The 21133-nt window shown below is 73.7% G+C and carries 22 protein-coding genes; 14 read left to right on the forward strand and 8 right to left on the reverse strand.

Annotation, left to right across the window (positions count from 1 at the left end):
* Window positions 1–33: 33 nt before the first annotated feature.
* Entirely contained in the window at window positions 34–471 is a 438-nt protein-coding gene (locus tag ABZ990_RS00920) for a hypothetical protein (protein WP_361223166.1), read from the reverse strand.
* An 82-nt stretch (window positions 472–553) separates the two neighbouring features.
* Between ABZ990_RS00920 and ABZ990_RS00925 the strand changes: the two genes are divergently transcribed.
* The 3 genes from ABZ990_RS00925 to ABZ990_RS00935 all read left to right on the forward strand — a co-directional run bounded on the left by ABZ990_RS00925 (window position 554) and on the right by ABZ990_RS00935 (window position 2890).
* Window positions 554–1174 carry a TetR/AcrR family transcriptional regulator gene (locus ABZ990_RS00925; RefSeq protein WP_361223168.1) on the forward strand — a complete coding sequence of 207 codons (621 nt, stop codon included), beginning with the start codon at window positions 554–556 and terminating at the stop codon, window positions 1172–1174.
* A gap of 164 nt (window positions 1175–1338) precedes the next feature.
* Window positions 1339–2091: a PIG-L deacetylase family protein gene (locus ABZ990_RS00930; protein WP_361223170.1), complete on the forward strand. Its 753-nt coding sequence runs from the start codon at window positions 1339–1341 to the stop codon at window positions 2089–2091.
* Between the two features lie 64 nt (window positions 2092–2155).
* A complete protein-coding gene (locus ABZ990_RS00935) occupies window positions 2156–2890 on the forward strand; it encodes a uridine kinase (protein WP_361223173.1) in 735 nt (244 codons plus the stop codon).
* A 31-nt stretch (window positions 2891–2921) separates the two neighbouring features.
* On the opposite strand, the gene ABZ990_RS00940 is transcribed toward ABZ990_RS00935, so the two are convergent.
* Both ABZ990_RS00940 and ABZ990_RS00945 read right to left on the reverse strand, forming a co-directional pair.
* Complete coding sequence (locus ABZ990_RS00940) at window positions 2922–3701, reverse strand: VOC family protein (protein WP_361223176.1); 780 nt, start codon at window positions 3699–3701, stop codon at window positions 2922–2924.
* Window positions 3702–3922: 221 nt separating this feature from the next.
* Entirely contained in the window at window positions 3923–4396 is a 474-nt protein-coding gene (locus tag ABZ990_RS00945) for a helix-turn-helix domain-containing protein (protein WP_361223179.1), read from the reverse strand.
* A 98-nt stretch (window positions 4397–4494) separates the two neighbouring features.
* On the opposite strand from ABZ990_RS00945, the gene ABZ990_RS00950 reads away from it, so the two are divergent.
* The 11 genes from ABZ990_RS00950 to ABZ990_RS01000 all read left to right on the forward strand — a co-directional run bounded on the left by ABZ990_RS00950 (window position 4495) and on the right by ABZ990_RS01000 (window position 16179).
* Window positions 4495–5841 (forward strand): MFS transporter, encoded by a 1347-nt coding sequence (locus tag ABZ990_RS00950; RefSeq protein ID WP_361223182.1) that lies wholly within the window; start codon window positions 4495–4497, stop codon window positions 5839–5841.
* A 31-nt stretch (window positions 5842–5872) separates the two neighbouring features.
* Complete coding sequence (locus ABZ990_RS00955; protein ID WP_361223184.1) at window positions 5873–6556, forward strand: XRE family transcriptional regulator; 684 nt, start codon at window positions 5873–5875, stop codon at window positions 6554–6556.
* Between the two features lie 266 nt (window positions 6557–6822).
* Window positions 6823–7791 (forward strand): NADPH:quinone oxidoreductase family protein, encoded by a 969-nt coding sequence (locus ABZ990_RS00960; RefSeq protein ID WP_361223186.1) that lies wholly within the window; start codon window positions 6823–6825, stop codon window positions 7789–7791.
* Window positions 7788–9041, forward strand: coding sequence for an acyl-CoA dehydrogenase family protein (locus ABZ990_RS00965; RefSeq protein ID WP_361223189.1), 1254 nt, complete (start codon window positions 7788–7790; stop codon window positions 9039–9041). The genes ABZ990_RS00960 and ABZ990_RS00965 overlap by 4 nt, the downstream gene beginning before the upstream one ends.
* Window positions 9042–9109: 68 nt before the next feature.
* On the forward strand, window positions 9110–10297 hold the full coding sequence (locus ABZ990_RS00970; protein ID WP_361223192.1) for an acyl-CoA dehydrogenase family protein: 1188 nt from the start codon (window positions 9110–9112) through the stop codon (window positions 10295–10297).
* 164 nt (window positions 10298–10461) lie between these two features.
* On the forward strand, window positions 10462–12216 hold the full coding sequence (locus ABZ990_RS00975; protein ID WP_361223195.1) for an ABC transporter substrate-binding protein: 1755 nt from the start codon (window positions 10462–10464) through the stop codon (window positions 12214–12216).
* Between the two features lie 23 nt (window positions 12217–12239).
* Window positions 12240–13205, forward strand: a complete 966-nt coding sequence (locus ABZ990_RS00980) for an ABC transporter permease (protein ID WP_361223197.1) — start codon at window positions 12240–12242, stop codon at window positions 13203–13205.
* Entirely contained in the window at window positions 13198–14034 is an 837-nt protein-coding gene (locus ABZ990_RS00985; protein ID WP_361223200.1) for an ABC transporter permease, read from the forward strand. The genes ABZ990_RS00980 and ABZ990_RS00985 overlap by 8 nt, the downstream gene beginning before the upstream one ends.
* A gap of 101 nt (window positions 14035–14135) precedes the next feature.
* Window positions 14136–15125 (forward strand): ABC transporter ATP-binding protein, encoded by a 990-nt coding sequence (locus ABZ990_RS00990; protein WP_361223678.1) that lies wholly within the window; start codon window positions 14136–14138, stop codon window positions 15123–15125.
* Complete coding sequence (locus ABZ990_RS00995) at window positions 15118–15801, forward strand: ATP-binding cassette domain-containing protein (RefSeq protein ID WP_361223203.1); 684 nt, start codon at window positions 15118–15120, stop codon at window positions 15799–15801. The genes ABZ990_RS00990 and ABZ990_RS00995 overlap by 8 nt, the downstream gene beginning before the upstream one ends.
* Before the next feature lie 183 nt (window positions 15802–15984).
* A complete protein-coding gene (locus ABZ990_RS01000) occupies window positions 15985–16179 on the forward strand; it encodes a hypothetical protein (RefSeq protein WP_361223206.1) in 195 nt (64 codons plus the stop codon).
* Between the two features lie 92 nt (window positions 16180–16271).
* Here the strand turns inward: ABZ990_RS01000 and ABZ990_RS01005 are convergent, their stop codons facing one another.
* From ABZ990_RS01005 to ABZ990_RS01025, 5 genes are all read right to left on the reverse strand, one after another.
* Window positions 16272–17066 (reverse strand): VOC family protein, encoded by a 795-nt coding sequence (locus ABZ990_RS01005; RefSeq protein ID WP_361223209.1) that lies wholly within the window; start codon window positions 17064–17066, stop codon window positions 16272–16274.
* Window positions 17067–17179: 113 nt separating this feature from the next.
* Window positions 17180–18370 carry a phosphodiester glycosidase family protein gene (locus ABZ990_RS01010; protein WP_361223211.1) on the reverse strand — a complete coding sequence of 397 codons (1191 nt, stop codon included), beginning with the start codon at window positions 18368–18370 and terminating at the stop codon, window positions 17180–17182.
* Between the two features lie 133 nt (window positions 18371–18503).
* Window positions 18504–19217, reverse strand: a complete 714-nt coding sequence (locus ABZ990_RS01015) for a DUF6585 family protein (protein ID WP_361223214.1) — start codon at window positions 19215–19217, stop codon at window positions 18504–18506.
* A gap of 536 nt (window positions 19218–19753) precedes the next feature.
* Entirely contained in the window at window positions 19754–20245 is a 492-nt protein-coding gene (locus tag ABZ990_RS01020; protein ID WP_361223681.1) for a PadR family transcriptional regulator, read from the reverse strand.
* Between the two features lie 293 nt (window positions 20246–20538).
* Entirely contained in the window at window positions 20539–21057 is a 519-nt protein-coding gene (locus tag ABZ990_RS01025) for an NUDIX domain-containing protein (protein ID WP_361223217.1), read from the reverse strand.
* Window positions 21058–21133 lie beyond the last annotated feature (76 nt).

Genomic DNA, 21133 nt, shown 5'->3' on the forward strand with positions numbered 1-21133 from the left:
CCGCTCCCTTGCCCCCTTACCGCCGGCCCGTTGTCACCCTTGAGAGAGCCCCATCGTGTCCTCCGCCGCCCGGGCGGTCGGCGCCGCCACCAGCAGCGCGGCGAAGACCAGCGGGGCCACCGTCTGGTAGCCGATCCACACCTCGCCCCCGGCGGTCCCGCCCCGCCAGGCGACCAGGAGCCCGGCGAGCGCCGCCAGTGCCCAGCCGCCGTCGTACGCGATCATCAGCGGCCGGTACGCGGACGCCGACCGCCTGCGCAGCCAGCCGAGTTCGCACGCGCCACCGGCCAGGAGAGCCACCGCGCACATGGCCATCAGCCAGGTCTCCACGCCGAGCAGATCGCCGAGCGGGGCCGCACCGACGGCGAACACCGCGGCCAGCAGCACCTTGAAGACGCCGTCCGCGACGATTCCCGCCCGCGCGGCGGAGGGCCGGGACGGGGACAGGGCGGGGCTGTGGTTCCGGGGCATGCGGAGTCCTCCCTCGAAGACGTCTGCGTCGGCGTTTCAGTAATCACGTTACGGTAATAATGGGATTATGAGAATGCCGAGAATGACGAGAGCGGAGACCAAGGAACGCAACCGCAGTGCCCTGCTGACGGCGGCGTTCGAGGTCGTCTCCCGGGACGGCTACCGCGCCCGGCTCGACGAGATCGCCGAACGGGCCGGCCTGACCACCGGCGCCGTCTACTCGCTGTTCGGCAGCAAGGCCGGTCTGGTGGTCGCGCTGGTCACCGAACATCTGCGCCCGCACTACGAGGAGATCGCGCGAGCGGTCCCCGCCGGTCCGGACCTACTCGACGCCGTCGACGCCTTCGCGCGGTACTACCGGCGCGGCTGCGACGCCCCCGACGCGCGTGCCGCCCTGTCGCTCCAGATCACCCTGCTCGACATGGCCGTCCACGACGCCGGTCTGGCCGCCCGGCTCGCCGAGTCCATCGACGCGCAGGAGGGCGCGCTGATCGAACTGTTCACCGGTCGGACGTACCAGGGCAGGGCGCTCACGTCCGACCGGTCGCGCCGCCTGGTCACCGGGCTCCGGGCCCTGTTCGTCGGTCTCACCCAGGGCGTGGTCCTCGGCCTCGCCCGGGAAGCCGACGAGCAGTTCTTCGCCGACGCCGCCCGCGCGCTGGCCGTCGGGGCCGCCCTCGCCGGCGACGGGACGAACCCTTAGGGGAAGGGCGGCGGTGGTGCGCCGGGAGCGCGGGCTGACGGCTCGCGGGAGGCCCTGTACCTCCGCGCTCGCGGGTTCGCCCCTGATCGGCCTCGGGATTCCCCCGGCTTCCCCGGAGCCCGCGCCACCGGGCCGCGGGCCCGCGCCCGCCGTATTCTGCGCGCATGAGCGACCAGCGACTCGAAGAGATGCCCACCGACTGGCAGCGTGCCCTCGCCGTCGTCGCCCATCCCGACGACCTGGAGTACGGCTGCGCCGCCGCCGTGGCCGGCTGGACCGACGCGGGCAAGCAGGTGGGGTACGTCCTGGCCACCCGGGGCGAGGCGGGCATCGACTCGCTCGCCCCGGCGGACTGCGCCGAGGTCCGCGAGGCGGAGCAGCGGGAGAGCGCGGCCGTCGTCGGGGTGACCACCGTGGAGTTCCTGGGGCACCGCGACGGGGTGATCGAGTACGGACTCGCGCTGCGCCGCGACATCGCGGCCGCGATCCGCCGCCACCGACCCGAACTCGTGATCACCATCAACCACCGCGACACCTGGGGGCCCGGCCCGGGCGGCTACTGGAACACCCCCGATCACCGCGCCGTCGGCCGCGCCACCCTGGACGCGGCGGCGGACGCGGGCAACCGCTGGATCTTCCCCGAACTGTTCGAAGAGGGCCTGCGGCCGTGGAACGGCGTCCGCTGGGTCGCGGTCGCCGGCTCCAGCACCCCGACCCATGCCGTCGACGCCCGTCCCGGCCTGGAGCGCGCCACCCGCTCGCTGCTCGCCCACCGCACGTATCTGGACGTGCTGACCGACCGGCCCGCCGAGGAGTACGTCCGGGACTTCCTCACCGAATCCACCGCCCACGCCGCCCCTCGCTTCGACGGACGTCCGGCAGTGGCCTTCGAGGTCTTCCCCTGCGCCAACCATTAGACCCGCCAAAGGATTTGACCCGGGGCACCCCCCGACGGGCCGTCGCCCGCCCTACGCTTCTTCGGTGACCTCACAACAAGCGGACATCCAGCACTCGGTGTCGTCCTGGCGGCAGCCGTGCCCGCCGGCGCTCTCGGCCGAACGCGGCGCACTGGTCGAGGAGACGGCCCGGCGCGTCCTCGCCCGAGGCGTGGGTCGCCTGCTCGTGGGCATCGACGGGCCCACCGCCGCCGGGAAGACGAGCTTCGGGCACGAACTTGCCGAGCGGATCGGCGACTTGGGGCGCCCCGTGCTCCGTGCGACCCTCGACGACTTCAAAAAGCCGTGGAAGGACCGGCACTTGTACGACCGGGAGTCGGGCGAGGGCTACTACCGCAACGCCTACGACTACCCGGCGGTCCGCCGGCTCCTGCTGGACCCCTGCCGGTCGCCGGAGGCGACGACGTGCGCGCTGTGCGCCATCGATCCGCTGACCCAGGTGGACCACTCCGCGCGGACCGCGCCGCTCGCCCGGGACGCGGTGCTGATCGTGGACGGCGTGTTCGCGTTCCGGCCCGAGATCGACGCCTTCTGGGACTTCCGGATCCGGCTGCGGGTGGACGAGGAGCTGTCCGTACGGCGGGGTGCCGCGCGCGATCAGGACTGGGCCGGGTCCGACGCCGAGGCGATCCATCGCGACCGCTATCTGGCGGCCGAGCGCATCTATCTCCGGGAGGTCGACCCGCTGCCCAGGATGGACCTCGTCATCGACAACACGGACTTCGCACGGCCGCGCGTGGTGACGGAGCGACACCCCTAAGGGTGTCGCCACCGTCCATCCGCGCGCCGGCTCACATGGCGGGGTCGGGCTTCAGGACCGCGAAGGGGGCCCCGTAGGGGTCCGCGAGCCAGGCGATCCGGCCGACCTGCGGCTCGTCCGCCGGCGGCATCAGGACCGAACCGCCGCTCTCCAGGACCGAGGCGGCGATCCGGTCCGGGTCCTCCACCATGAAGTACGGGATCCAGCGGGACTTCTCCGCGCCGGGCTGGAGCGGTGCCGCGCCGCCGAAGCTGGCGTCCTGGAGGTCTCCGTCGGCGGTCGAGATCACCCGGTAGGCCATGCCGGAGGCATCCATCTCCTGCCAGCGCCAGCCGAACAGGGTGCCGTAGAAGGCGAGGGTGGACTCGGGGTCGGCGGTGTGCAGTTCGGTCCACAACAGCGTGTGCTTGCGCGAGGTGCGCTCCAGACCCGGCATCGTCCGGGGCTGCCACAGCGCGAAGTCCGCACCACCGGGGTCGGTCAGGGCGGCCATCCGGCCCGCTTCCATGACGTCCTGCGGCGGCACCCGGACCCGGCCTCCGGCCTTGGCCGCCGCGTGGACCGTCGCGTCGGCGTCCGGGGTGTGGAAGTAGACGTTCCAGGCGCTGTCCGCGCCCTCCTCGCCGAGCGGGCCGAGCGCGGCGACGATCTGGCCCTCCTGCTGGAAGAAGCCGTAGCCGCCCGCGTCGGGGCCGGCCGACACGTAGTCCCAGTCGAAGACCCGGCCGTAGAACATGGCGGCGCCCTTGGTGTCGGGGGTGCCGAGGTCGAGCCAGTCGGGGGAGCCGGTGGTGAAGTCCGTACCGAGCATGGGGTGAGTCCCGTCCTTCCGGAGTGGAGGGCCGTTCCGCGGAGAGCGCGATGGCGGGATTTTGGCCACTGTGTCCGATCTTCGCCCTCTCTCGCTCCCCGTGCAGCCCGACCGGCGGGGTTTCATCCGCCTGGCCGATCCCGGCCGGCCCCTGGCCGTGGTCGTGGTCGTGGTCGTGGTCGGGGTCTGGGTCTGGTCGGGTCGTGGCCGGGTCCCGTGCGTCAGGCTTCCCCGTGCCCGGGCCGCTCGTGGGAGACCTTGTGCACGGTGGTCTCGCCGGGGTGCAGCGGGCGTCCGTCCGCCGACAGCACCTCCAGTGCGCGGAGCGGCTGTCCGTGCCGCCGGTCGACCAGTTCGGAGTGCTCCTCGCCGGGGGTGAAGAAATTCCGCTCGCCCCACTGCCGCAGCGCCACGATGACGGGGAAGAGGGCTTCGCCCTTCGGGGTCAGCACGTACTCGCGATAGGCGCTGCCGTCGGAGGCGGGGACGGACGCGAGGACGCCGCCGGCGACCAGGGTCCGCAGGCGTGCGGTGAGGATGTTCTTCGCCACGCCGAGGCTGCGCTGGAACTCCCCGAAGCGGCGGCTGCCGTCGAAGGCGTCCCGGACGATCAGTAGGGACCACCAGTCGCCGATCGCGTCCACCGAGCGGGCGACGGGGCAGTCGCTGTCGTCGAAACGTGTCCTGGTGACCATGGCGGCGTTCCTCTCCCGAAGTGGTTGCAACATGCTACCCATCGCGGCTACCTTCCCCTACTGGTAGCAAGATGCAACCAGTAGGGGAAGGGGTGGCGGTGGCGAGGACCGGAAACGACGGGGGAGTGCCGATGGCCGGAGCGGGGAAGGTCGTGCCCCGGCAGGGTGGGGCCGAGGTCGGGGTCGAGGCAGGGGGCGAGGGTGGCGAAGGGGGCGCCGCGTCCGCCCTGTCCCGAGGTGTCGTCCTGCTGTTCGCCGTCGCCTGTGGAGCGGCGGTGGCCAACGTTTACTTCGCCCAGCCCCTGTTGGTGACCATGGGGCACGACCTCGGCCTGAGCCCGGCCCTCGTCGGCGGGGTGGTCACCCTCACGCAGATCGGGTACGGCCTGGGGCTCTTCTTCCTCGTGCCCCTCGGCGACATGGTCGACCGCCGACGTCTCGTCGTGGGCCAACTACTGCTCATGGTCGGCGCGTTGGCGGTCGTGGTCACCGCCCGTACGGCGGCGGTCCTGCTCGCGGGCATGGCCGCGCTCGGGCTGCTCGCGGTCGTCACACAGACCCTGGTCGCCTTCGCCGCCTCCCTGGCGCCGCCCGGCGAACGCGGCCGGGTCGTCGGCCTCGTCACCAGCGGGGTGGTCGTCGGCATCCTGCTCGCCCGTACCGTGTCCGGACTGCTGGCCGACCTCGCGGGCTGGCGCTCCGTCTACCTCGCCTCGGCGGTGCTCACGGCCCTGCTCGCCCTGATCCTGCACCGCGTCCTTCCGCGCCGCTCCGGCACTCCGCCGGCGAGACTGCGCTACGGACAGCTGCTGCGCTCCACCCTCACGCTCTTCGCGCGGGAACGCCTGCTGCGGCTCCGCGCCCTGTTCGGCCTGCTGGTCTTCGCCGCCTTCAGCACCCTGTGGAGCAGCGTCGCGCTGCCGCTCAGCGAGGCCCCGTACTCCCTGTCCCACAGTGCGATCGGAGCGCTGGGGCTGATCGGTGTGGCCGGAGCGCTGGCCGCGACCGTGGCCGGCCGCATGAACGACCGAGGGCTCTCCCGCCGTACCACCGGCATCGCGCTCGCCCTGCTCGCCGCCTCCTGGCTGCCGCTGTCCCTGACGCGTGTCTCGCTCGCCGCCCTCGTCGCCGGGGTGATCCTGCTCGACCTCGCCGTCCAGGCGGTCCACGTCACCAATCAGACCGTGATCCACGCGCTCCACCCGGATGCGGGCAGTCGGCTGATCGGCGGTTACATGATCTTCTACTCGATCGGCAGCGCCACCGGAGCCCTCGCCGCGACCTCCCTCTACGCGGTGGCGGGCTGGGGCGCCGTCTGTGTCCTGGGCGCCGCGTTCAGCTGCCTCGGGCTCGTGCTGTGGGTGTGTACGCGGCACCTCGGCGACGCTGCGGACCCGGCCGCCGTACAGCGTGCTGCCGAGGGGACCTCCCCCACGCGGCATTGACAAAATTCCTTCCTGTTTCTGCAATGGGCGCGTGACGGAAGAAGAGCACGAAGCGGAACACATCGACACGGTCCTGAACGAGGTCGGCCCCCGGCTGCGCCGTATCCGGCGCGAGCGCGGCGCCACCCTGGCCGGGCTCTCGGCCGCCACGGGCATCTCGGTCAGCACCCTCTCCCGCCTGGAGTCCGGGCAGCGCAAGCCCAGCCTCGAACTGCTGCTGCCGATCGCCCGCGTCCACCAGGTCCCGCTCGACGAACTCGTGGGCACGCGACAGGCCGGCGACCCGCGGGTGCGGCCCCGCCGCCTGGTGCGCGGCGGCCGTACGCTCTACCCGCTCACCCGGCAGGCGGGCGGACTGCGGGCGTACAAGGTCGTCCACGAACCCGGAGCGACCCCCGAGACGCCCGACCCTCGGGTGCACGAGGGGTACGAATGGCTGTACGTGCTCTCCGGACGGCTGCGGCTGATCCTCGGCGAGCACGACGTCGAACTGGGGCCGGGCGAGGCGGCCGAGTTCGACACCCGGGTCCCGCACTGGTTCGGACCGGTGGGGGAGAAGTCGGTGGAGTTCCTGAGTCTGTTCGGGCCGCAGGGCGAGCGGATGCACGTACGGGCACGGCCGAAGCGCCCGAGCAGCCAGAGCGACCCGAGTGGGTCGAGCGGCCAGAGCGACCCGAGTGGTCCGCCCGAGCCGTCCGACGGGCCGTCCGCCTGAGCTGTCCACCCGGGCTCTCCTTCCGCCCATTCCTCCCTGCCTCCCTTCCCGATCGCTTTCCGTTCCGGCCCCCTTGCCCGGCGCGTGGTCCCTTCGGGTGGTTCTCCCGGACCGCGGCTCCCGTCGGACGCCACGCGCCACGGCCGGGAAGCCGCCGTTCCCGGGTCGGCCCGGTTCCGCTGGCCCAAGCAACCGCTTAGTGTGCGACGCATCGTGCGCGCGGAACCCCGCGCGGCAGGGCACGGCGACGGCACCTGGAGGCCCGTATGCAGGCGTGGCGAGTGCGTGAGAACGGTGAACCCGGCGAGGTGATGCGGCGCGAGGAGACCGCCCCGCCCGTGCCCGGCGCGGGGCAGGTGCTCCTGAAAGTCCGCGCCACCGGCCTCAACTTCCCCGACGCGCTGCTCTGCCGGGGCCAGTACCAGGTGCGGCCCCCGCTGCCCTTCACCCCCGGGGTGGAGATCTGCGCCGAGACCGAGGATGGCCGCCGGGTGCTCGCGACACCGGCCCTTCCATACGGTGGGCTCGCCGCCTATGCCCTCGCCGACGAGTCCGCGCTGCTGCCCGCCCCCGGCACACTGGACGACGCCGAGGCGGCGGTCCTCCATATCGCCTACCAGACCGGCTGGTTCGGACTGCACCGCAGGGCCGGGCTCCGCGCGGGCGAGACCCTGCTCGTGCATGCCGCCGCGGGCGGGGTCGGCGGTGCCGCCGTCCAGCTCGGCAAGGCGGCCGGCGCCACCGTCATCGGTGTCGTCGGCGGCGCCGCCAAGGCCGCCGTCGCCCGCGAAGCCGGCTGCGACATCGTGGTCGACCGGCATGCCGAGGACGTCGTCGCGGCGGTCAAGGAGGCCACCGGTGGCCGTGGTGCCGACGTCGTCTACGACCCGGTCGGCGGCACTGCCTACCAACAGTCCGCCAAACTGGTCGCGTTCGAGGGGCGCATCGTGATCGTCGGCTTCGCGAGCGGCACCGTGCCCGCTCCCGCCCTCTCGCACGCCCTGGTCAAGAACTACTCGATCCTGGGGCTCCATTGGGGTCTGTATGCCGCCAAGGACCCTGCCGGCGTGCGGCGTTGTCACGACACCCTCACCGAACTCGCCGCCAAGGGCCTGATCAAGCCGCACGTGAGCGAGCGGGTGCCCTTCGACGGCGCGGCCGGTGCCGTCCAGCGGCTCGCCGACGGTGTCACCACCGGCCGGATCGCCGTTCTCCCGGAAGGAGTCCGCGCATGACCGCGCAGCCCCCGGCGCGCCCCACCGCACAGGCCGCCGACGGCCCCGCCGAGGACCCGGCGGGGTTGCCCGCCGACGCCGCCGGACTCGCCGCCCGCACCCGCCGGCTGATCGCCGCGCACCCGCCCGCCACCACCGGCCGTACCGACTTCCTGCGCGCCCGCTTCGACGCCGGCCTCGCCTGGGTGCACTACCCGGCCGGATACGGCGGACTCGGCGCCCCGCGCGCCCTCCAGGCCGTCGTCGACACCGAACTCGCCGCCGCCCACGCCCCCGACAACGACCCGCGCCGGATCGGCATCGGCCTCGGCATGGCCGCCCCGACCCTCCTCGCGTACGGCTCCGAGGAGGTCAAGCGGCGTTTCCTGAAGCCGCTCTGGGTGGGGGAGGAGGTCTGGTGCCAGCTCTTCAGCGAACCCGGCGCCGGCTCCGACCTGGCCGCCCTCGCCACCCGCGCCGTGCGCGACGGCGACACCTGGGTGATCGACGGACAGAAGGTGTGGACCTCCGCCGCCCATCTGGCCCGCTGGGGGATCCTCCTCGCCCGAACCGACCCGGACCTGCCCAAACACCAGGGCATCAGCTACTTCGTCTGCGACATGACCGACCCCGGCGTCGAGGTCCGGCCGCTGCGCCAGATCACCGGGGAGGCCGAGTTCAACGAGGTCTTCCTGACCGGCGTACGCATCCCCGACGCCCACCGCCTCGGCGCGGTCGGCGACGGCTGGCGCGTCGCGCGGACCACCCTCATGAACGAGCGGGTCTCCATCGGCGGCGCCCGAGTGCCGCGCGAGGGCGGCATGATCGGGAAGGCCGCCGCGACCTGGCGCGCCCGCCCCGAACTGCGCACCCACGAGCTGCACCGCCGGCTGCTCGACCTGTGGGTGGACGCCGAGGTCGCCCGGCTCACCGGCGAACGGCTGCGCCAGCAGCTCGCCGCCGGCCGGCCCGGCCCCGAGGGCAGCGCCATGAAGCTCGGCTTCGCCCGGCTCAACCAGGAGATCAGCGCCCTGGAGCTGGAACTCCTCGGGGACGAGGGCCTGTTGTACGGCGACTGGACGATGGTCCGGCCCGACCTGGTCGACTTCACCGGCCGCGACGCGGGCTACCGCTATCTGCGGGCACGAGGGAACTCGATCGAAGGAGGCACCAGCGAAGTGCTGCTCAACATCGTGGCCGAGCGGGTCCTCGGCCTGCCGCCCGAGCCGCGCGACGACAAGGACGTCCCCTGGAAGGACCTCGCCCGATGACCACGTCCGAGACCGCACCCACGCCCGGGACCGTACCCACACCCGAGACAGTGACCACATCCACGCCCATGCCCACGCCCGGGACCGTGACCGCCCCCACCTCCGCGACCATGCCCCCATCCGGCACCGGGAGCAGGGGTACCGGAAGCGGCGGCACCCTCGCACCGGCCGCCGCGCCCGACCCGGACCTGCTGTACTCCGACACCGAGGACGCCCTGCGCGCCACCGTCCGCGCCCTGCTCGCCGACCGGGCCGACGCGCGCACCGTGCTCGCCCGCGCCGAGAGCGGCAGCCCGTACGTCCCCGGCCTGTGGGACGCCCTCGCGGGCCGGATCGGCGCCGCAGGGCTGCTCGTCCCCGAGGAACTGGGCGGCCAGGGCGCGGGCCCTCGCGAGGCCGCAGTGGTCATGGAGGAGCTGGGCCGCGCGGTGACCCCGGTGCCGTATCTGACGAGCGCCGTCGTGGCGACCGGGGCACTGCTCGCGCTCGGCGACCCGGCGGGCCCCGCGGCCGGGCTGCTCGGCTCGCTCGCGAGCGGCGAACGGGTCGCCGTCCTCGCCGTACCGCTGTCCACGGCCCCCGGCGCGGACCCGGTGACCGACGGGCCGGTCCCGGCCGTCGCGGACGCGGCCGCCGCCGACCTCCTGCTCGTCCCGCGCGCCGACGGGCTGTACGCCGTCCCGGCCGCCGAGGCGCTGATCACCCCGCAGATCCCGCTGGACCTCACCCGCCCGCTCGCCACCGTCGACGCGCGCTCCGCCCCGGGCACCAGGCTCGCCGACGCGGCCACCGGCCGCGCGGCCGTGCGGCAGGGGCTGCTCATGGGAGCGGGCCTGCTCGCCTCCGAACAGCTCGGGCTCGCCGAGTGGTGTCTGGAGGCGGCCGTCCGGCACACCCGGGAGCGTCACCAGTTCAACCGGCCGGTCGGCTCCTTCCAGGCGCTGAAGCACCGGATGGCCCGGCTGTGGCTGGAGCTGGTCGGTGCCCGGGCGGCCGCGCGGGCCGCCGCCGACGCGCTCGCGACCGGGGCCGCCGACGCCGAGCTGACCGTGGCCGTCGCCCAGACGTACTGCGCGAGGACCGCCGTGCGCGCGGCCGAGGAGTGCGTCCAGCTGCACGGAGGCATCGGCATGACCTGGGAGCATCCCGCGCACCTCGCGCTCAAGCGGGCCAAGTCCGACCAGACGGCGCTGGGTTCGGCCGGCCGGCACCAGGACGTCCTTGCCGCACTGGTCGATCTCCCCGCTCCCCGGTAGGTCCCGGCGGCTCCCCGAGGCTCCCCGGAGGGCTCTCAGGGGAGCCGCCGGCACCCCCTCGGTAAGGGGCCTCCTGTGCTCGCACCCCTCTACATACTGTTTAATTGCAATCTGTTCGCAAAAACAGTTGATCTTCAGAAGAGTCCCAGAGGGGTGTGGACACCATGGCCGCCCGATCCGTCCGTCCGGTGATGGCCGCGATACTCGCCGGGGCCGTGGCCCTCACCGGCGCCGCCTGTGCGGGCCCCGGCGGCGCCGGTGCCGCCGGCCCGAAGGACTCGGCGGTCGTCGGCATCGCCTTCGAGCCCGACAGCCTCAGCCCCCTCCTCGGCTACGGCAAGGACGGCAACTCCAAGATCTTCGACGGGCTGCTCGCCTTCGGCACCGACATGAAGCTGAAGCCCGCCCTCGCCGCCGCCCTGCCCGAGGTCGGCGACGACGGCCTGACGTACACGTACAAGCTGCGCAAGGGCGTGACCTTCAGCGACGGCCACCCCTTCACCGCCGCCGACGTCGTCTTCACGTACCGCGCGATCCTCGACCCGAAGACCAACAACGCCTCCCGCACCGAACTCGACGCCGTGAAGGACGTCCGGGCGGTCGGCGACGACACCGTCGTCTTCACCCTCGCGTACCCCTACGCGCCCTTCGCCGAGCGCACCGTCCTCGGCATCGCCCCCGAGCACGTCGCGGGCAAGCAGGACGTCAACACCGGCCCGTTCACCACCCGGCCCATCGGCACCGGGCCGTACGTCCTCACCGGCTGGTCCAAGGGCGAGAAGCTCACCTTCGCCGCCAACGAGCATTACTGGGGCGGCGCCCCGGCCGTGAAGAAGTTCACCATGGCCGTGGTCAAGGACGACGACGTCCGCGCCACCCGGCTGCGCGCCGGCGACCTGGACGCCGCGATCCTGCCGCCCAACCTGGCAGCGGGCTTCACCGGAACCACCGCCGGCAAGTCGTACAAGACCTACCGGGCCGCCACCTTCGACTACCGCCAGGTCACCCTCCCCACGCACGACAAGGTCGCCGGCGACCCCGCGATCCGCCGCGCCCTCGACCTCGCCGTCGACCGCCAGGCCATGGTCGACCGGATCCTCGAAGGCGCCGGCAAGCCCGCCTACGGGCCCGTCCCCACCGACAGCCCCTGGTTCACGAAGGGCACCGAGCGCCGCCACGACCTCGCGGGCGCCCAGAAGATCCTCGACGAGGCCGGATGGAAGCCCGGCCCCGACGGCGTCCGCGTCAAGAACGGCGTCCGCGCGGCCTTCCCCCTCTGGTACCTCTCCGGCGACAAGCTCCGCCAGGACCACGCCCTCGCCTACGCCTCCGACGCCAAGAAGGCCGGCATCGCGCTGACCACCCAGGCCGGTACCTGGGAGGTGATCGAACCCCGGATGAAGACCGACGCCGTCCTCGCCGGCGGCGGCTCGCCCGGCGACCCCGACTTCGACCAGTACCTGATGCTGAAGTCCTCCCTCGCGGGCGACGGCTTCAACAACATGGCCCAGTACGCCGACCCGGTCGTCGACCGCGCCCTGGAGGAAGGCCGCCGCACCGACGACCCCGCCAAGCGCCGCGCCGCGTACGACACGATCCAGCGGCAGCTGGTGAAGAACCCCGGCTACACCTTCCTCACCCACGTCGACCACCTCTATGTCGTCAGCGACCGCTGGGAGACCGCCGACGGCGGTCTGACCACCCAGATCGAGCCGCACGACCACGGCCTCGGCTCCGGCCCCTGGTGGAACATCGAGGACTGGAAGCCGAAGGGCACCGCGGGCACGGCGAAGAACGCGGCTCTCGTGGCCCCCGCAGCCGGCGGTACGGCCCCGGACGCGGGGACCATTCTCGGCACGGGGACGACCCCGGCCGCCGCGGTCGGCGAGGCGAAGTCCTCCGGAGTGGCCGCCCGGTGAGCCGCCGCCTTCCCTGGGCGGCCATGGCACGGATGGCGGGACGGCGCGCGCTCGCCGCCGTCCCCGTCCTGTTCGCCGTCACCCTCGCGGTCTTCGCGGTCGCCGCCGCCTCCCCCTTCGACCCCGTCCGCGCCTACGCGGGCACCGCCGGACTCACCGCGTCCCAGGAGAACCTCGACCAGCTGCGCGCCAACCTCGGCACCGACCGCCCCTGGCTCGCCCAGTGGGGGGACTGGCTCGTCCACGCCGTACGCGGCGACCTCGGCGACTCCGGTGTCATGCGTCAGCCCGTCACCGACGTGATCACCGAACGCATCGGCTGGTCCGTCCTGCTCGCCGCCACCGCCTTCCTCGTCGCCGTCACCCTCGGCACCGTCCTCGGCGTCCTCGCCGGGCGCCGCCGAGGCGGCCTCGTCGACCGGGTCGTCAGCTCCGCCGCGTACACCCTCGAAGCCGCCCCCGCCTTCTGGCTCGGCCTGCTCGCCGTCTGGTTCTTCTCGCTCACCCTCGGCGCGCTGCCGGCCGGCGGTCTGACCGACACCGCCAGCGACACCGTCACCGCCGGACAGGTCGCCCGCCACCTCGTCCTGCCCGCGCTCGTCCTCGGCGTCACCCAGCTGCCCTGGTTCTTCCTGTACGTCAGACAGGGCGTCGGCGACGCCCTGGAGGAGGACCCGGTGCGCGGCGCCCGCGCCCGCGGCCTCGCCGAACGCACCGTCCTCACCGGCCACGCCCTGCGCTCCGGAATGCTGCCCATGCTCACCCTCGTCGGCTCCCGGGTCCCCGAACTCATCACCGGAGCCCTCCTCGTCGAGACCGTCTTCAGCTGGCCCGGCATCGCCGCCGCCACCGTCCAGGCCGCCGTCTCCGTCGACTTCCCGCTGCTCGCCGCGCTCACCGTGCTCGCCACGGCCGCCGTCCTGCTCGGCAATCTCCTCTCCGACCTGCTGTACGGGCTCGCCGACCCCCGGGTGGGCTTCGATGGCTGACCCGCGCACCCGGCGGCTCCGGCTGTGGAGCTCCGCCCTCGTCACCGGACTCGTCTTCGCCGCCGTCCTCGTCGTCCCGCCGCTCGCCCAGCTCGACGAGCAGGCCGTGGACCTCGCCCGAAAGCTCCAGGCGCCGTCCTGGGCCCACCCCTTCGGCACCGACGGCCTCGGCCGCGACCTGCTGCTGCGCTGCGTCTACGGGCTACGCGTCTCCCTGCTCGTCGGCCTGGTCGCCGCCCTTGTCGCCACCGTCGTCGGCACCGCCGTGGGCGCGGCGGCGGGCGCGCTCGGCGGACGCGTGGACCGTCTCCTCATGCGCGTCGTCGACGGCTTCTCGTCCGTACCGCACCTGCTGCTCGGCATTTTCGTGGTCGCCATGTTCCGGCCCGGGGTCTGGCCGGTGATCGCCTCTGTGGCGGTCACCCACTGGCTCTCCACCGCCCGGATCGTCCGCTCCGAGGTCCTCTCGCTGCGCTCCCGGCTCTTCGTCGACGCGGCGATCTCCGGTGGCGCCTCCCGGTGGCGGATCGCCGTCCGCCACCTGCTGCCGGCGGTCCTGCCGCAGGCCGGTCTGGCCGCCGTGCTGATGGTGCCGCACGCCATGTGGCACGAGTCGGCGCTCTCCTTCCTCGGCCTCGGCCTGCCCAGTCACCAGGCCAGCCTCGGCAACCTCGTGCAGACCGCCCGCTCCTCCCTGCTCGCCGGCGACTGGTGGCCCACCCTCTTCCCCGGACTGCTGCTCATCGTCCCCACCCTCGCCCTGGCCGGCCTCGCCGGCGTCTGGCGCGACCGCCTCAACCCGCGCCGCCGATCGGAGCTGATGCTGTGAACGAGCAGCTCGCGCGGGACCTCGGCGACCCGCGCCCCGACGCCGCCGGACGCGCCGACGCCGCCGCCGGCCACGCCGCCGCCGGCCACGCCGCCACCTCCCTGCTGAGCGTCCGCGATCTGACGGTCCGCTTCCGGCTGCGCGGCGGCCGAAGCGTGGCCGCCGTCAGCGACGCCTCGTTCGACCTGGCGCCGGGGGAGTGTCTGGCACTGGTCGGCGAGAGCGGCTGCGGCAAATCCGTCCTCGCCTCCGCCCTGCTGGGCCTGCTGCCCGCCAACGCCGAGGCGCGGGGCACCGCCCGGCTCGCGGGCGCGGCCGGCACCGCGTCCCCGGACGCCCCCGCGCGCCCCGCCCGCGACCTCCTCGCCGCCGACGAACGGACCCTGGCCCGCACCGTACGCGGCCGGCTCGTCGGCCTCGTCCCGCAGAGCCCCGCCGCCCACCTCACCCCCGTACGGACCGTCCGGTCCCAACTGGAGGAGACCGTACGGGCGCTCACGGACACACCCCGCCGGGAACGGCGGGCCGCCGCCGAGGCCGCCGCCGAACGCGCCGCCTTCCCCGCCGGGCACCTCGACCGCTATCCGCACGAACTCTCCGGCGGCCTCGCCCAGCGCGCCGCCACCGCGCTCGCCCTGATCGGCGACGCGCCCCTGCTCCTCGCGGACGAACCCACCACCGGGCTCGACCGCGAACTGGTCGACCGCACCGCCGACGAACTGCGCCGGCACACCGACACGGGCAAGGCCCTGCTGCTCATCACCCACGACCTGGCTGCCGCCCGGCGGGTCGCCGACCGGGTGGCCGTGATGTACGCCGGACGGATCGTCGAGACGGCCCCCGCCGCCCGCTTCTTCGACGGCCCCGGCCCCCGCCACCCCTACGCCCGCGGCCTCCTCGACGCCCTCCCGGAACGCGAGTTCACCCCGATCCCCGGACTGCCGCCCGAGCTGTCGAACCTCCCCGAGGGCTGCGCCTTCGCCCCGCGCTGCCCCCGCGCGAGCGCCACCTGCGCCGTCCGCCCCGAACCCCGTTCCCAGGTGGCCTGCCACCACCCCCACGGAGAGCCGGGAGACCCCGACCGTGCTTGAACTCCACCGGATCACCGCCGGATACGGCCGCCGCGCCCCCGTCTTCCGCGACGCCTCCCTCACCGTCGCCCCCGGCGAGGCCGTCGGCCTGCTCGGCCCCAGCGGCTGCGGCAAATCCACCCTCGCCCGGGTGGCCGCCCTCCTGCACCGGCCCGACGCGGGCCGGGTCGTCCTCGACGGTACGGAGATACGGGCCTGGCGGCACCGCGCCCCGCGCGACCAGCGCACCGCCGTCGGGGTCGTCTTCCAGCAGCCCCGGCTCGCCGCCGACCCGAGGCTGCGGCTTGCCGATCTGATCGCCGAACCCCTGCGCGCGACCGGGCGCCGCGAGGAGATTCCCGAGCGCCTGGCCGAACTCGTCCCCGCCGTCGGCCTCACCGGAGACCTGCTCACCCGCCGCCCGCACGAGGTCAGCGACGGTCAGCTCCAGCGCGCCTGTCTGGCCCGCGCCCTGGTGCTGCGCCCCCGCTGGCTGGTCTGCGACGAGATGACCGCCATGCTCGACGCGTCCACCACGGCCGCCCTCGTCGCGGCCGTCGAGTCCTACCGCGCCGAGACGGGCGCCGGCCTGCTCGCGGTCGGCCACGACCGTGTTCTGCTGAACCGCTGGTGCGACCGCACACGGAACTGGGCCGACTGCCTGGACGCCTCCGCCACCCCCGCCACCCCCGTCTGACCCGGGCGGGGCCGCCCCACCGGCCCGCCGCAGAGATCGCACATGTCTTCGGGATTCGAAAATGTGAATGCCAGTGAATCCACCCTGATGGCCGCGCCGCCATACCGACATACTGGCCACTCATTCCGTCACACTGTCGCCCAAACGCCGCAATTCGGGCGCGGCGCAAGGAGGGTGAGCGCGATGGCCATTTCCATTTCCGTGGTGCTGCTTCTGCTGATCCTGGCCGTGATCTTCCTCCGCAACGGCGGACTGAAGCTCTCCCACGCCCTGGTCTGCGCCTTGCTCGGCTTCTATCTGGCCGGCACCAGCATGGCCCCCACCATTCACGAGGGGGCCACCGCCACCGCGAACGTGATCTCCAGCCTCAGGCCCTGACCTCGTCCCTGCCCCGCCTCGCCGCCTCGTGGCGACCGGACGATCGGATGCCCGGAGCCCCCGTGGCCCCGGGCGTCCGTGATCCGGGAGGGTCACTCCATCTCGGGCATGTCGCCGACCGTCGTCTTCATGTCGATGACCGCGAACGCCGCCCCTTCCGGGTCGAGGATCGCCGCGAAGCGGCCGAACGGGCTGTCCATCGGGCCGAACACCTTGCGCCCGCCGCCCCGCTCCGCCGCCTCGACCGCCTTGTCGCAGTTGTCGACGGCGAAGTAGAGCTGCACATACGAGGGGACCTCGGGCGGGAACTCCGATCCCATGACCATCCGCCCGAGCACCGATTCGGAACCGGCGTCGAAGACGCGGAAGTCCATCTTGTCGTCCTTGACCTTCTTCGAGGTGTAGCCGAAGACGGCCGTGAAGAACGCGTCGGACTTCGCCGGCTCACGGGTGAACACCTCGGCCCACGCGTAGCCGCCCGGCTCGCCTTCCAGCTCGAAGCCCTCGTGCTTGTCGGCCTGCCAGACGCCGAACGCCACCCCGGCCGGATCCTTCGCCAGGCACATGGTGCCGAAGTCGCCCACCGCCATGGGCTCCATCAGTACCGTGCCGCCCGCCGACTTGATCTTCTCGGCGGTGGCGGCGGCGTCCGGCGAGGCGAAGTACAGACACCAGGCCGACTGCGGCTCGCCGTCCTGGCCGGGCATCGGCGGCACGACCGCCGCGACGGCCTTGCCGTTCTTGTAGGCCTGGGTGTAGTTCCCGTACTCCGAGGACGATTCTCCGAAGGTCCAGCCCAGCACATCGCCGTAGAACGACTTCGCGCGCTCGACGTCGCGGTACATGGCGTCGGTCCAGACCGGCGTACCTTCAGGTCGTGAGGCCATGGAAATGACTCGCTTCCGATCGATGACGGCAATTCGCCCCCATCGGCCACGCTAATCAGCAACCGCCCGGTCCGCTCGGTGACGTCGGCGACGGGCGACCGGCCGGCCGCCGCTCAGCCGCGCGCGAAGACGCCTATGCCGTTCGACACCGGCCGCTCGGTGCCGTCGCTCGGATGGTTGCGGACCATCACCGCCGGCTCGTCCGCCGCCCGGCTCACCAGCGTCGACGAGCCTCCGCCGTCCAGGCTGAACGCGTCCCGCGCCCCCTCTCTCGCCATCAGCGCCGCCACCTCGGCGACCGTCATCCCCGACCGCCACTCCGGTGCGCCGTCCAGGGCCATCAGCAGCAGCCGCCTCCCGCCGTCCGCGCTCCCGGCGGCCGTCCGCACGGCCGAGGTCGTGTTGTCGAGCCCGGGCCGCGGAATCCCGTCCCGGAGCAGCGGGTACCCGCCGACGGCGAACCGGTACGGGACCGGGGCACCCTCCGCGACAAGACGGTGACGCACCCGCACCCGGTCCCCGACGGTCAGGGCCCGCAGCTGCCCGGCACCCGCCTCCCGTCCCACCAGGACCTCGGTTCCCTCGGGGATCGGATCACGCCCCGGGGCGCCGGCGACCGCCACGACCCTGCCGCCCCGTACCGTCACCTCGTACGCGTCCGTGGTGCATGGCGCGGCCCGGTCGGTGTCCGTCCCGCATACGGCGCGGGCCCGGGAGGCCGTCCCCCAGTCGGAGGTGTAGACGCCGACCGAGCCGACGGGCAGCGCGTACTGGTTGAGCCCGCCCAGCGGGTACCCGCCCGCCGGGCCGGTGACCGAGCCGTCCAGGACGAGCCCGCCCATCCGCGCCCGGTGGTCCACCCCCACCCCGAACACCTCGGATGTCCCCGTGTCCGGCGGCAGCGCGGGCCCGAACCGCTGCCCTCGCGGCACCGCCGACTTCAGTACGCGGCGGGCGGCTATCGCCGGGCCCACAGCGGCCCCCGTCGCCTCCGTGCCCGGATGCTGGCTCTCGGAGATGTTGAAGAAGTCCCCGTTGATCCCCGCGAGGGCCCCGCGCGCGTCGGCGAGCCGCGATATCGGTGCCCGTGCCGCCACCGCCCCCGGGTACAACAGGTCGACATCGACACCCCGGGCCCGCAGGTCGACGGACAGCAGATGCACCCGCACCGTCCCGTGCGCCGTCGGCGTGTCGAAGCCGCGGTAGGCGACCCCGGGTGCCAGCTCCTGCCACGACCCGGCGGCCCTCGCCTCCGGCGCCAGGCCCCACAGCGCCGCGCACCACACCAACAGCAGCGCGACCACCGTCCGCGGCCGCCTCCATACCTGGAAATGCGTCACAGTCCCCCCGAACCTCCGGCGTCACCGCCCCCTCTGGCGACGCTTCAAATGTCCCAAAGCATCCAAAGATTCGCCAGACACCCGTTCGGGTGAAAAGTCAGCGGCGGACCTCGCGGGCCTGCGGGCACAACTCCTTGACCAGCGCCCAGAAGACCGGGAAATCGGGGATCTCCTTCGACTCGCGCGTCCAGCGGCCCGCCCCGGCCGTCCGTACCACCACCAGCCCGTCCCCGCGCCACTCGCACCGCCGCACCCGCTCCCACGGCGCGGTTCCCGACGGCAGCCCGATGCCCGAACCCGCCAGTGCCACCTCGCCGAACACGACCCGCTCGCCCGCCTCCAGCGCGGACATCGCCGGCGGCAGCGCCCGGCGCACCGTCTCGTCCAGGACGATCTGGGCCAGCTCGCGGACCTGCGAACCGTCCGGCGGCCGCGCCGTCTCCTCGTCGAGGAACCCGCCGACGGTCACCTCGCGCGCCCCGCCGAGGCTCAGCCGGTACGCGTAGTGGGTGCCGGTGTAGCCGCCGTTGACGCTGGTGCGGGTCACGTCCTGGCGCATCGCCGTCACCGACCGCCAGGGCACCGCCCGCGCCCCGCCGTCCGCCGCCGGGCAGACCAGGCCCTGCTCGTACAGGTAGACGTATTCTCCGGGGCGCAGCGCCGCCCCCGTCGCGGGGACCCGAAGCGAGCGCCACAGCACCAGGGCGAAGACCCCGAACGGCAGCAGGAGCAGCGGTACTCCGAGCCCTTGCCCCACCAGCCGGGTGGCGAGCACGGGCAGCCCCAGCGACACCCCCGCGAGCAGCAGCACCACACCCGGCCGCGCGGACCCGGCCCCGGGCCCAGCCTCGGACCCTGATTCCCGTCTGGTCCCGGACCCTGATTCCCGTCTGGTCCCGGCCCCTGATCCCGGTCCGGACCCCGATCCCGTCCCGGACCCCGATCCCGTCCCGGACCCCGACCCCGGTCCGGACGCGGATCCGGCCCGGTCCGGTCCGCCGCTCTCGCGGTGGCGGGCGCGGAAGGCCCGCAGATAGACGCCGAGACCCGCCTCGCGTGCCGCGTCGGCCGCGGCCTCGCCCGGCGGCGGTACGGTCACGCGGTCGGACTCTCCCATGGCGCACCCCCGTCGGCATGATGACAGCGGCTCACGGCCCGTGTCAGGCCTTCCGTCACGATCCGCCGGAAGTCCGGACAGAATGCGGCGGTCGGCCCGGCCCACTGGGACCGTCCGTCACTCCCGCCCGCTCGTCACCCAGCCGTTCCCGAACAGCCGCCCCGCCGCCCTCCGGTCGTCCCCCTCCCCGGTGCCTCCGGCCCCCCGATTTCCCCTCCCCCCTGACTCCGTCAGCCCGATTCCCTCTGTTCCCCCGGCGTCTCCAGCGCGCCGATGGTCTCCGCCAGCCACGCCCGCTCCTCGCTCCCGGTGGCGCGCGCGACGCGCAGCATGCCCTTCCGGAATACGTCGGGTGCCTCCTCGGCCCGCACCGGCTCGCCCTCCCGGTAGAAGAAGCTGGTCGGAGCGTCGAGGAACGCCTGGTGGCGGCGGAGGACGGCGGCCTGCGCGGCAGGGCCCGGCAGATGGCGGAGGAACGAGAGCAGGGTGGAGAAGCGCTGCCCGTCGCTGATCTCCACGTCCTTGGGTTCGCTCAGCCGGGTCAGCAGCCGGGTGCGTCCCGCCGGAGTGAGGGACAGGATGCGGCGGGTCGTGGCGCCGCTGCCGGGCTCCGTGCGCTGATCGACGAGGCCCGCGGCCGCCAGCCGGTTGAGAGCCGGGTACAGCGCGCTCGGCGGCGTGTTCGAGGGAAGCGGCCGGAGCCCGGCGCCGGCCCGGATCACCGCGTGCGGGGCGGTGACGCAACTCGTGGGCGCGTACGTCCTGTCGGGCCGGGGGCTGCCGGGAATCTGCGAGGCCATGGCGCCGGCGAGGGCGGCCCAGTGTGCCGCCCTCGTCGGCTTGTACGGGCGCACGGCCCGGTCCGGGGAGGCGGGCGGGCCCGCGGCCCCGCCGAAGGAACCGGCCGTGAGCCCCGGACCCGCGGCCGGCAACGAGCGCCGCATCCCCTGAGCGACGGCGGCCGGCAAAGGCCCTGCGCCCGGCCCCGTTCCAGGCCCTGATCCCGCGCCCGGTCCTACCTCCGCTCTCGGCCCCGGCCGTGCCCGGCGGCATCGTCCGACGTCACTTCGTATCGGTGGAACAGGCCGTCCGGAGCCGGGAGTTCGGGCCGCCAGAAGCGCAGCACCTGGCCCGAGGGAACGAACAGTGCCTCCGGCAGCCGGTCGGGCGTGAACCACTCCCACCGCTCGATCTTGTCGGGTTCCGCGACCGCCGGGGTGCCCTGATGGGCGCGGATCACGGTCGCCGCCGACACCCGGGTCAGCTCGGTGGAGCTGGCGGTGTCGAGGACGAAGCCGATGACCGTCACGTCGGCGGGTTCGGCGACGAGCGTGGTCTCCTCGGCGAGTTCGCGCACCGCCGCCTCCTCGACGGACTCGCCCGGCTCGACCGCGCCGCCCGGCAGTTCCCAGACGCCGGAGCGGTGCAGGCCGAGCAGGACCCGCCCGGCCTCGTCGAGGACCACGACGCCCGCCCCCAGGGATGCCTGGGCGACGGGCGGCTTGGCGTTGCGGTGCGGAACGGTCGTGGGCATGAGCGGTATCTCCTGGTGCGGGACTGCGGTGGTACGTAAGCGCCTCCAGCCAACACCACGGCACTGACACACCACG

The organism is Streptomyces sp. NPDC046203 (assembly GCF_040646255.1).
GTDB lineage: Bacteria > Actinomycetota > Actinomycetes > Streptomycetales > Streptomycetaceae > Streptomyces.